Here is a 10,809-nt window from a genome sequence, read left to right on the forward strand (position 1 = left end):
TAGTGAAGGGTTTCCCTTTGTGAGAGTAGGACGCCGCCGCGCGATGATTCCGGCATAGCTCAGTTGGTAGTAGCGCATGACTGTTAATCATGATGTCGTAGGTTCGAGTCCTACTGCCGGAGTTCCTATTTAGGATGTATTATTATAGAGTAAAGCAAAGTGCTTCTTTTAACTCAGGAGAGTTGTCCGAGAGGCCGAAGGAGCATGATTGGAAATCATGTAGGCGGTGAACACTGTCTCAAGGGTTCGAATCCCTTACTCTCCGTTTTTATTTTTTAATGGCCCGTTGGTCAAGTGGTTAAGACACCGCCCTTTCACGGCGGTAACACGGGTTCGAATCCCGTACGGGTCATATTGGAATTTTTTCTTGGAGGTTTAGCTCAGCTGGGAGAGCACCTGCCTTACAAGCAGGGGGTCAGCGGTTCGATCCCGTTAACCTCCATCTCCGGTTCCGTGGTGTAGGGGTTAACATGCCTGCCTGTCACGCAGGAGATCGCGGGTTCGATTCCCGTCGGAACCGTAGTTTTTAAATTTATACTTGGCGCGGTAGCTCAGTTGGTAGAGCAACGGATTGAAGCTCCGTGTGTCGGCAGTTCGATTCTGTCTCGCGCCATTATGGAGGAATAGCGAAGTGGCTAAACGCGACGGACTGTAAATCCGTTCCTTAGGGTTCAGTGGTTCGAATCCACTTTCCTCCATTAGGGGCATAGTTTAAAGGTAGAACAGCGGTCTCCAAAACCGTTAGTGTGGGTTCAATTCCTGCTGCCCCTGCCATTTTTGATAAGTTTTATGGCGATTGTGGCGAAGTGGTTAACGCACCGGATTGTGGCTCCGGCATTCGCGGGTTCGATTCCCGTCATTCGCCCTTACCTTTTAAATAGGGTTAAGGTATTTGGGGTATAGCCAAGCGGTAAGGCAACGGACTTTGACTCCGTCACTCGTTGGTTCGAATCCAGCTACCCCAGTTTAATTATGGCGGTATAGCCAAGTGGTAAGGCAGAGGTCTGCAAAACCTTCATCACCGGTTCAAATCCGGTTACCGCCTTGCAATAATTAATAATGATTTTATTTCATGCCGGCGTGGCGGAATTGGCAGACGCGCTGGACTCAAAATCCAGTGCCCGCGAGGGCGTGCCGGTTCGACCCCGGCCGCCGGTATCATTGATGTATCAACGTTTAGAACGTTTGGTACATCTTTTTTTATTTGTTTGAAAAAAATAATTACTACCCCATTACTACCCATTTTCTATGAAACTTTCAAATAATAGGATTAATAAGCTAATAAGCATACCGATGTCATCTGAGAAGATGAATGAGGAACTTGAAGCAATATTTATTATTTTTCTTTGAGTGCTTCTGTATTCAATAAGAGCGTTAGTAAGTATTTTATCAATTAAAATTGTTCTTAATCCTGCTTTTGTTTTTGGATGATTTATAATGAGTCTGTTGTTTTTGCCACATGTGAGTGTTTTACTAACTTCTGAAGATAAATCTACGGATATAACACTAGCTGTAAAAATTATAGAAACAGCTATAATTCCCCAGTTGCTTTTGAGGGTGCTCGTTCTTGTCATTGAAGCATGCATGTTAATATTTTCTATCTTTGTACATCAGTTATAAACGATCTTTTATTATAAATTACAATAAATGGAATAAAACCACTTAAAAATGAAAAAATGAGTTGCTATGAAGTTCACTCCATGGTTTATGATAAGTTTAAGGTATAGGAGGGACGATGTAACTAATGAAAACATTATATTTAATGAGGCACGGACAGACTATTTTTAATCAGCAGAAAAAGATTCAAGGGTGGTCTGATTCTCCACTGACTGAGTTTGGGAGAAAACAGGCAATTATTTCAGGTCAGTATTTTTCTAAAAATAATATAGTATTTGATGGCGCATATTCTTCTACATCAGAACGAGCAAGTGATACGTTAGAGCTTGTTACAAAAACAGATTATAGTAGAGTAAAAGGGCTGAAGGAATGGAATTTTGGTAGTTTAGAAGCTGAGCATGAATATTTAAATCCGCCATTACCGTATAAAGATTTTTTTGTGGCTTTTGGAGGAGAAGAGGAAGCACAATTTCAGGAAAGAGTTTCAGAAACCATTTTTGAGTTGATGAAGGCAGAGCAGGGAGAATGTATAATGATGGTTTCACATGGAGCTGCTTGTAGACAATTCATGAGAAAATGGGCTCATACAAGTGATATAGATCAAAAGAAACCACTGGGTAATTGTTGTATCTTGAAATTTGAGTTTGCTGAGGATCAATTTCGATTACTGGAAATAATCAATCATGATTTTTCAGTAATTACTGAAAGTTCATCTTAAAATAATATTTTTCGAAAAAGGGTACCCTGTGCTCTTATTAGTCTATATGAACATAAAGAAAATTGATCAGCAAAAATAAATAAATTGGGAGGAGATGATGAAATGAATAGTAAACAAGCGGCAGAAATGTTTGATCTGACTGTTGATACATTACGTTACTATGAACGAGTTGGTGTGATTCCGCCCGTTGAACGAGATAAGAATGGCTACAGAATTTATACGAAAAGAGACTTAAACTGGATATTCTTAGTGAAAAGCTTAAGAAATGCTGGTTTATCAATCGAATCTTTAATTGAGTTTGCAACGTTAGCTCAAATGGAAGGTGAAAAAAGATTAGCACAAAAACAAATTCTTAAGGATCAATTAAAGGAACTCGATCAGAAAATCAAAGAAATGAATCAAGTTCGTAATTTATTACAGTATAAAATTGATACGTATGATGAACATATTGCACAATTTAAAGCAGGAAAATTCTCTGATGATGAGATAGAAGAGCTCTGGAATATAGATCATTTGAAAAAATAGCAGGTAGATAGACTATTAGAAAATAATTAGGGGGAAAGAGTTATGCAAAATGTGAAACTAAACAATGGTGTTGAAATCCCAATTCTTGGATTTGGGACGTTCCAGATTTCAGATGCTGATACTGAACAAGCTGTATATGATGCGATACAGGCTGGCTACCGCCATATCGATACAGCTCAATCCTATCAGAATGAGGTGGGGGTTGGCAGAGGTGTAATCAAGTCAGGTGTTCCTCGTGAAGAACTGTTTATAACAACTAAAATTTGGGTAGAAAATGTTTCTTATGAGGGAGTCAAAGCTTCATTCCAACGATCGTTAGAACGTTTAAAAATGGCTTATGTTGATTTGCTTTTACTGCATCAACCATATAATGATGTTTATGGTGCTTGGCGAGCAATGGAAGAGCTGCAAAAAGAAGGTAAAATTAGAGCAATCGGGATATCTAATTTTACTGTTGATAGAGCAATCGATTTAGCAGAATTTAATGAAGTAGTTCCACAAGTGAATCAGATTGAAATCAATCCGTTCCAACAGCAATCCCATAATATCGAAGCCCTACTTGAGGAAGGGATTATTCCAGAAGCTTGGGCCCCATTTGCTGAAGGGAAAAAAGATATTTTTTCAAATTCTATACTAACAAAAATTGGTGAGAAATATGGGAAATCAACTGCTCAAGTGATTCTTCGTTGGTTAGTTGAACAGAACATCGTTGTACTAGCTAAATCAGTTAAACCAGAAAGAATGGCTCAAAATCTAGATATATTTGATTTTGGATTAACTGAGGAAGATCGAACTGAGATTAAGAAATTGAACGAAGGGGAAAGCCAATTCTTTTCACATGCAGATTCACAAATGATTAAATGGATGGCAAGCCGTAAAATGAATGTTTAATAATCAATAAATTTTAAAGCAGCATACCGTCAAGAATAAATGGATCTATACAAACGGCATGCTGCTTTAAGTCTAATAACACTTGCTATAGTGTGAGTTCATAATTCTTAGAAGGAATGTTTAATATCAAACAAAGTGCTTGTTGTTACAGGTGCTTCAAGGAAGCTAGCTCTATAGTTTATGATAGTTTAAAAGAAGAATGAGTGACGAGTTATAACGTCAAAATCAATTGAAAGAAGGTTTATTGTGAAAAAGCTAACAGTTTCTACACTACTAATATTAGTTACATTAGTCATAAGTGGTTGTAAATCAGATCAAGCCAGCACGCCTAGAGAACCATTGGAATCAACAGTAAGTCAAAATGAACGCAGTAAAAGCAACTCTCTAGTTGTCTATTTTACTGTTCCGGAAGCTAGCGGTACAGATACCGTGGCAGGAGCCAGCCGTGTGGTGAATGACGGTGAAGTATTGGGAAATACACAACAAATTGCTCAATGGATTAGTGAAGCGACAAATAGTGATACCTTTGAAGTAATTACGGAAGAAGCATACCCTGCAGATCATGATGAGTTAGTCGACCAAGCAGAAGATGAACTTGAAACTAATGTTCGACCAACAGTTTCTTCACAGATTGAGAATTTGAGTAATTATGACACCATATTTATAGGCTATCCTATTTGGTGGTCAGATCTACCGAAACCAATGTATTCTTTTTTTGATGAAGTAGATTTCTCTGGTAAAAAAATTATTCCTTTCTCAACTCATGGCGGCAGTGGTTTTTCCCGGACAATTACTACAATTACTGATTTAGAGCCGGATGCACAAGTTAAGTTGAATGAAGGACTAACTATATCCCGAAATGATATCGCTGACTCGCAAGAAACGGTGATTGACTGGTTAAACAGTTTGGAGCTTTCAAACGAATGAGCTACTTGGAGATGATTTGTAGGGAAAGGTGACTTAGTCAGGTATGGGAAAAAGGCTAAAAATCATGCTGCTGTCAATTAGTTTAAGAATGTATAGTCATATTGTTATCCACAATAATTGGATTCCTTTGAAATATACTAAAGCAAAACCGACCATTTCATTGTCAGCAGGAGGTATTTATTATCAAAAAGATGTGGGTATATTCCTATTAGTAGAAGGTGTTCTGAAAACAAAAATTAAAGATAATGAAAATCTGGTTGTTTTTTTGATCTGGGAACTATTGATAAGCCCAAATTTTATTCTATTTTAAAAAATGAGAAGTATTTAAATACTATGTTGGATTTTAGCTACCTATTAGTGAATAAAGTTGGAAATAAGGTGAGACTCGTAGATACAAGATTTTTCCATAGTAGAAAGTTAGTTAGCAGAATTGCCAGTCTCACTGTTGCAGGAATAGCTAGCGGGATGGTATGCGAACCGACAATTCAATGAATTTACAAAATTCATTCAGTAATAAGAGTGAACTATCGCAGGCAGCATCTCGGAAATAAGCGGAATACTCTCAAAAATATAAAAAGCTCCAGGACCTTCACCTAGTAGGTAACAGGACTCCATCTACTCTGCTAAAGCAATCCTAGTGACTGTCAACTCTCGTATGTTTCATACATAGAAGTTGATGTGATCGAAGCGCAGCGGAGTGTATCCATTCACAGCTATTCACTTCATGAATAGTGTTCCATGACAATAAGAAGGAATTCATGAAATTGACAAGAAAGCTTGCAGGCACTAAAAGCTTTGTATACAGGAGCTTTGGAATATCATTTATTTAGTTTTAAGGGGATGTGACGTATTTTTGTCACATCCTCTTTGATTTTTGATAATAGAATGCAAAATCTATCAGTAAGGGCAATGCTAAGTATTAAAAATTATTTTCAGGTGGTGATAAGCGAAGCGATCTTAAAGAGTCAGTTTTTTCGGGATTCCTATAAAGACTGTGGCTCATTCAAAATGCTTTGATTTTTGGAAAGGTTTGCTTATTGGTTGGGAAAATTATAATTAAGAGCAGTGAGATCAAGCTTTTGATAAGCAATTGGCAGTTTTTATTACAATATTCTCTGCTGAGAAAGACATAGAATTACAGCATCAATAGGAAAAGGTCATTGATAAAATAATAGGTTGAGTCTTTATAAAGCAACAGATATTTGGGAATATGGGTTTAAAGTTGTTGATGTCTTTTATTCAAAAAATGGAGGTAGTTCTATAAAATATCTTCAATTTTATTTGTACCAACAGTTTGTAAGCGGAACTATTTTTGGGAAGATAGAATGTTAATAGAATGGAAAAAATTCCAAAAAATGGAATAGTGTATTTTTTCTTTTGACTTATACTTAGGTAAAGAAGGTTACAAAAGAATGCCCTTTAATAATAAGAGACCGCTTACATTGCTTGCTCCTTATGCATGAGAATAAAAGCTATTGGAAGAGGTAACGATTCAGTATTTGTCACTGGAATGATAGAAGAAGAGTTTGCTGCAGCCCAAACAGATGGAGAAATTTTTATGATTGTCTCTGGAAAGAGTACAAGTCTCTACCAAACAAAATATGCTCTTGGTATTGAAGCTAATGGTCTGACCAAATTGCAATAAAAGATAGTCTATAAATGATGTTTATAGAAAATTTTAAGCTGTTTTTATAATTTTCACAGATAGTTTGACTACAGTTAGGGATGAAATCGGCGTTCTTTGCCGAGTTGCTCCCATATAGGCAGGCTGCATATAGAAACCTAGTTTAGTTTTAATTCGGTCAATATACTACTCAGGTGCAGAAATTTTACTTCATATCTTAGACTGGACACAGTTGATTTGTATGGAGAACCTTTTGATGTATGGCTGATGTAGGTCAAGGATTTGAAGCGGGCACTAAAATTATCTAAATGACTGTATCAAAAGTGTCGGATCAAACAAAGAGCTCAATAAGCTGGTTTTAGTAATCAGGCAAGATCAATTCAAAAAGCTTCTATTCTGTGAAAAAGACATAGTTAATACATTGGAAGTCATTGCTCAGCTTTTCTTGAAATAAGGTATGATGAACTGAGCAAAAAATTTTAAGAAATTGAATAAAGGTGGTTAATAGAATGGCACAACAAAAAAAAGAATCACTAATAATTACGATTGCTGGTGGAGGCAGCGGATACACACCGGGATTGATTTTGACAATGATTAAGCAAAAAGAACAATTCGATATATCAGAAATTCGTCTCTATGATATTGATGAAGTACGAAATAATGATATGGGAATCATCATTAAATTCTTATTGATGAAACACAAAAGCAGCATTCATCTTACCATTACCCATAATCTGCAAGAAGCCTTTGAAGGGGCTGATTTCATTTTTTCTCAAATTCGAGCGGGCGGTATTAAAATGCGTGAACAGGATGAAAAAATTCCGTTAAAATATGGGTTGACAGGTCAGGAAACTTGCGGCTTAGGTGGTTTTTCTTATGGGATGCGTTCAATGAAGAGCTTTTTGAACATGGTTGAATCAATTCAAACATATGCACCAAATGCTTGGATTTTAAATTATACTAATCCTGAATCGATTATAGCAGAATCTGTTCGGCGTCGGTTTCCAGATATTAAAATTATTAATGCTTGTGATATGACGATTGGAATAGAAGAATTGATTGCCAACTCGTTTGGTTATGATCGTAAACAATGGATGCCGGATTACTACGGATTAAACCATTTTGGCTGGTATAAAAGCATTTATGATGCTTCTAGAAATGAAGATATTATGCCTGAAATTTTGAATAAAATTAAAGAAAAAGGATTTGTGCTGGAAGGACTGGAATCAAGCTGGGCAGAAGCTTATAAGCTAATGGAAATGATGATTAACTATTTCCCGGAACAAATTCCAAATAACTACCTGGAATACTATTTGTTCCCCAATAAAGTAGTCGAAAAAACAGATCCTAATTATACAAGAGCAAACCGTATTATGGACACTAAGCTAAAGAAAATTAAGGATACTGTTGCGCAAATTCAAAATAATCCAGATTTAGAAGCAATTGATTATGAAACAAGTGTGCATGGTGAATATATTGTAGATATGGCTTTAGCTATTTTAAATAATAAGCATGATCGATTTATGTTGATTGTTCCAAACAAAGGTGCTATTCCTAATTTACGCCAAGATGCAGTGGTTGAGGTTCCTTGTTATGTAAATGCTAAAGGTGTGGAACCAGTCTCTTTACGAGAAAATATTCCAGATTTTCATAAAGGATTGATGGAAGCGCAAGTAGCCGCTGAAAAATTATTAGTGGATGCTTTTTTCGAAAATTCTTACCAAAAAGCGTTACAAGCCTTTTCATTAAATCAATCTGTTCCAAATGCTGAAGTAGCTAAAAAAGTTCTGGATGAATTTATTCAGGTAAACGGTGACCAGTGGGTAGAATTAAACTAAAGGGAAGTAGGAAGCAAATATGTCGAAAGTAATTATTAATGCTGATGATTTTGGGTATAGTCGTGGGGTGAACTTTGGAATTATTGACGCCCATCAAAAGGGAGTGCTAAGTTCAACTACAATTATGGCAAATATGCCGGGTTTTGGACATGCTGTTTGTTTAGCAAAAGATAATCCTGATTTAGGGATAGGAGTTCATTTGACTTTGACTTGTGGTTGTCCGCTGTTGAATACTGTACCCTCAATTATTACAGAAACTGGTGAATTTCACCATCTATCTTTTTATGAAAATAAGTTTGAGATTGATATGCAAGAGCTGTATATGGAATGGGAAGCTCAGATTGAAAAAGTTTTCGCTCAGGGGATTCAACCAACACATTTAGACAGTCATCATCATGTGAATTCTATTACAGGGATTACAGAAGTTTTTGTTAAATTAGCGCGAAGATATCAATTGCCTGTACGTAATAATTTTTCAGTTCCTGAGGATTTGAAAACAACGAATCGTTTTTATGCAACATTTGATCGGTTAGCTTGTGAAAAGCCGATTTGGCAGCATATGAATCGCAACAATTTATTACAGGAGTGCGAGACCTATGAGCTGGTTGAGGTGATGTGTCATCCAGGTTATATTGATGATGAATTATTGAATCGATCTAGTTTTAGTAATAACCGACCGTACATTATTAAAGAATTGATGAATGAAAAATATCCAGAGCTGTTCAAAGAGTATCATATTCAGTTGAATACCTATGCTGATATTTAAGTGGTTAGTTTTCTCTCTTTTGAAGATACCTGAAAGAGAGAAAACAAGTTTACCTAGGAGGGGAAAATCTTGAAAGAAAAAATATATAATTCGATCCAAAGTTTCTCACGTTCTATTATCCAGCCCATTATGTTCATGTCAATTTCGGGGATTTTTATCTCAATTTCAGCCATTTTGCGCTTGGAGAAAATGCCTATAGTAATTAGTGAAATCGGCAATTTTTTCTTCACTGTTATTAAAAGCGGTACCATTTCTAATTTATCAGTTATTTTCTGTGTAGGAATTGCTGCTGCAATGGCTAAAAAGAAAAAAACAGATGCAGCGATTATGGGGATTAGTGCGTTTATGATCTTCTTACAGGCCAATCATTATTGGCTAGAATTCACAAATAGCTTAGCAGAAGCTGGAGAGAAAGGTTTAGCAGGTACAGGTCAGGCAATTGTACTGGGTACACAAATTACCGATATGGGTGTTTTTTCCGGGATTGCAATTGGTTGTTTTGTTGCATGGTTTATTAATCACTTTAGTGAAGTGAAATTTCACAAATATTTGGCAGCGTATCAGGGCAGTAAATTTGCTTATATTTTACTGATTTTTGCCATAGTTATTTTTTCTACTGCAGTTACTTATGTTTGGCCGTTAATTAACTATTTAGTAACAGGATTAGTTGGTATCATTTCAAGTACTGGTTCGCTGGGGTATGGAATTTATGGCTTTGCTAACAGAATGTTGATCCCATTTGGCTTGCATCATCTGTTATGGATGCCGTTATATTATACGCCGCTTGGCGGTACAGCTGTTGTTGCCGGTGAAAGTTATTTTGGGGCAATGAATATCTGGTTAGCAGAAATTGGAAATATCAGCAGTATAACATCTATAGATCCTTCTGTTGGTTATTTAGCGAATTTTGGCTATACTGCTTTACCAATTGCGATTGCATTTGCGTTGATCAAAACAGCTCGACCGGAAAATCGTCAAAAGGTAAAAGCAATCGTTATACCAGCAGTTTTAGCTGCTGTTTTAGGTGGGATTACTGAACCAATTGAATTTATTTTTCTGTTTACTTCTCCGCTGCTATGGTTTGCGCATTCAATTATTTATGGATTAGGTTTAGTGCTAAGCAATGTCTTTGGCTTAACGATGATGGTGGAAAACTTAATTAATACGATGATGTACTTATTTGTTATACCAATGAAATTAGGGCATCAATGGTTGATTCCAATTATTTTTGTGATTTTGTTTATAATAGAGTATTTCACTTTTGTTTTCTTGATTAAAAAATTCAAAATTCCAACTTTGGGTCGGACAGATATGAGTGATGAGGAAGATAAAGCAGTTGAAATAAGTGATGCAGGGAATCTCAATGGAAAATTAGCTTATATTGTTGAAGGATTAGGTGGAAAAGAAAATATTAGCAACATTGCCAACTGTGTCTCACGTTTACGAATTGATATTATTGATGATGAAAAAATCAATGAAGCAATGTTAAAGAAGTATCCTTCTTCAGGGGTTATTCTTAAAAATAATCATGTACAGATTGTTATTGGGCGTGAAGTTCAGAATGTTCGTGACGATTTGGAAATATTTATCACTGGTTTAGGAAAGCAGCACCCTAATTCACTTGGCGAGAAGTGAACTTGAAACAGAAGTATTTATTTTTTGATGGAAGATCAATGTGAGTTAATCAGTGTGACTTCGAAAAATTTAATGTTAGTAGAATTACTAGTATCAGATGTTTTTCTATTTGCTGAATAGTATCTTTTTAAAAATACTTCTGTTTGGCGGATTTTATAATGAACTTAGCCACCTAGAAAAATAAAAAAACGTCATCGCAACATTTCATGTATTATTGAGGTTCTTACACCAATCAATAAAGGATGAACTCACGATGACGCAAACTGAG

10 protein-coding genes and 12 tRNA genes are annotated in these 10,809 nt (G+C 36.1%); 21 read left to right on the forward strand and 1 reads right to left on the reverse strand.

All coding sequences use genetic code 11. The features are described 5' to 3' along the window. Positions 1–48 precede the first annotated feature (48 nt). The 12 genes from LI951_RS14825 to LI951_RS14880 all read left to right on the forward strand — a co-directional run bounded on the left by LI951_RS14825 (position 49) and on the right by LI951_RS14880 (position 1,158). Positions 49–122 (forward strand) — tRNA-Asn (locus tag LI951_RS14825). A 54-nt stretch (positions 123–176) separates the two neighbouring features. Further along, positions 177–265 (forward strand) — tRNA-Ser (locus LI951_RS14830). 15 nt (positions 266–280) lie between these two features. After that, positions 281–352, forward strand: a tRNA-Glu gene (locus LI951_RS14835). Between the two features lie 17 nt (positions 353–369). Then, a tRNA-Val gene (locus LI951_RS14840) sits at positions 370–442 on the forward strand. A 5-nt stretch (positions 443–447) separates the two neighbouring features. Beyond that, positions 448–520, forward strand: a tRNA-Asp gene (locus LI951_RS14845). A 20-nt stretch (positions 521–540) separates the two neighbouring features. After that, positions 541–613 (forward strand) — tRNA-Phe (locus LI951_RS14850). A gap of 4 nt (positions 614–617) precedes the next feature. Further along, a tRNA-Tyr gene (locus LI951_RS14855) sits at positions 618–698 on the forward strand. A 2-nt stretch (positions 699–700) separates the two neighbouring features. Then, positions 701–774 (forward strand) — tRNA-Trp (locus LI951_RS14860). 18 nt (positions 775–792) lie between these two features. Further along, positions 793–865: transfer RNA gene (locus LI951_RS14865), tRNA-His, on the forward strand. Positions 866–893: 28 nt separating this feature from the next. Next, positions 894–965 (forward strand) — tRNA-Gln (locus LI951_RS14870). A 9-nt stretch (positions 966–974) separates the two neighbouring features. After that, positions 975–1,045, forward strand: a tRNA-Cys gene (locus LI951_RS14875). A gap of 29 nt (positions 1,046–1,074) precedes the next feature. Further along, positions 1,075–1,158, forward strand: a tRNA-Leu gene (locus tag LI951_RS14880). A 77-nt stretch (positions 1,159–1,235) separates the two neighbouring features. On the opposite strand, the gene LI951_RS14885 is transcribed toward LI951_RS14880, so the two are convergent. After that, a complete protein-coding gene (locus LI951_RS14885; RefSeq protein WP_229442784.1) occupies positions 1,236–1,586 on the reverse strand; it encodes a hypothetical protein in 351 nt (116 codons plus the stop codon). A gap of 158 nt (positions 1,587–1,744) precedes the next feature. Here LI951_RS14885 and LI951_RS14890 point away from each other — a divergent pair, with 158 nt between their 5' ends. From LI951_RS14890 to LI951_RS14930, 9 genes are all read left to right on the forward strand, one after another. Continuing rightward, a complete protein-coding gene (locus tag LI951_RS14890) occupies positions 1,745–2,335 on the forward strand; it encodes a histidine phosphatase family protein (protein ID WP_229442785.1) in 591 nt (196 codons plus the stop codon). A gap of 102 nt (positions 2,336–2,437) precedes the next feature. Further along, positions 2,438–2,860: a MerR family transcriptional regulator gene (locus tag LI951_RS14895; RefSeq protein ID WP_229442786.1), complete on the forward strand. Its 423-nt coding sequence runs from the start codon at positions 2,438–2,440 to the stop codon at positions 2,858–2,860. Between the two features lie 42 nt (positions 2,861–2,902). After that, complete coding sequence (locus tag LI951_RS14900) at positions 2,903–3,751, forward strand: aldo/keto reductase (protein ID WP_229442787.1); 849 nt, start codon at positions 2,903–2,905, stop codon at positions 3,749–3,751. Positions 3,752–3,997: 246 nt separating this feature from the next. Beyond that, complete coding sequence (locus LI951_RS14905) at positions 3,998–4,678, forward strand: flavodoxin (protein WP_229442788.1); 681 nt, start codon at positions 3,998–4,000, stop codon at positions 4,676–4,678. Positions 4,679–4,721: 43 nt separating this feature from the next. Beyond that, positions 4,722–4,988 (forward strand): hypothetical protein, encoded by a 267-nt coding sequence (locus LI951_RS14910; RefSeq protein ID WP_229442789.1) that lies wholly within the window; start codon positions 4,722–4,724, stop codon positions 4,986–4,988. Positions 4,989–6,137: 1,149 nt separating this feature from the next. Beyond that, the gene (locus LI951_RS14915) at positions 6,138–6,323 is read left to right on the forward strand and encodes a hypothetical protein (protein ID WP_229442791.1); all 186 of its coding nucleotides are present in this window, start codon (positions 6,138–6,140) and stop codon (positions 6,321–6,323) included. A 488-nt stretch (positions 6,324–6,811) separates the two neighbouring features. After that, on the forward strand, positions 6,812–8,140 hold the full coding sequence (locus tag LI951_RS14920) for a 6-phospho-alpha-glucosidase (RefSeq protein WP_229442792.1): 1,329 nt from the start codon (positions 6,812–6,814) through the stop codon (positions 8,138–8,140). Positions 8,141–8,159: 19 nt separating this feature from the next. Beyond that, the gene (locus LI951_RS14925) at positions 8,160–8,906 is read left to right on the forward strand and encodes a carbohydrate deacetylase (protein ID WP_229442793.1); all 747 of its coding nucleotides are present in this window, start codon (positions 8,160–8,162) and stop codon (positions 8,904–8,906) included. A 69-nt stretch (positions 8,907–8,975) separates the two neighbouring features. Beyond that, positions 8,976–10,541 (forward strand): PTS transporter subunit EIIC, encoded by a 1,566-nt coding sequence (locus LI951_RS14930; RefSeq protein ID WP_229442794.1) that lies wholly within the window; start codon positions 8,976–8,978, stop codon positions 10,539–10,541. Positions 10,542–10,809: the final 268 nt, after the last annotated feature.

The sequence above is a fragment of the Enterococcus sp. BWT-B8 genome, assembly GCF_020567625.1.
Taxonomy (GTDB): domain Bacteria; phylum Bacillota; class Bacilli; order Lactobacillales; family Enterococcaceae; genus Enterococcus_L.